The 270-nt window shown below is 42.2% G+C and carries 1 protein-coding gene; it reads right to left on the bottom strand.

Annotation, left to right across the window (positions count from 1 at the left end; genetic code table 11):
* Nucleotides 1-270, bottom strand: a 270-nt coding sequence (locus ADI76_RS06995; protein ID WP_049515354.1) for a GBS Bsp-like repeat-containing protein, incomplete at both ends; no start/stop codon positions are given.

The following is a 270-nucleotide window of genomic DNA, read 5'->3' as shown; positions in this document are numbered from 1 at the left end:
TTACCATCCTCATTTTTATGATCTGTGGCTTTGATAGTCGCACGGTAGCTGCCATCACTTTGACGGACTGCTTTGTGCCATACTAGATCATCCTGCCAGTTCTTGTCGGACCAGGTTGGGATCAAGATTTCCTTCAAGCCATTTGGAGCTACTATATTGCGAATTACTGCATCAAACGTGCCTGTTTCAACATTATTATTTTCAATTGTTAAAGTACCACTTGGTTTTACGTGGTGTACTTCTGTCGTAGTCTCTGTGATGTAGTTCCGT

The sequence above is a fragment of the Streptococcus parasanguinis genome, assembly GCF_001074805.1.
GTDB lineage: Bacteria > Bacillota > Bacilli > Lactobacillales > Streptococcaceae > Streptococcus > Streptococcus parasanguinis_A.
The sequence above is the reverse complement of the archived record's forward strand: the minus strand, read 5'-3'. Positions and strand labels throughout refer to the sequence as shown.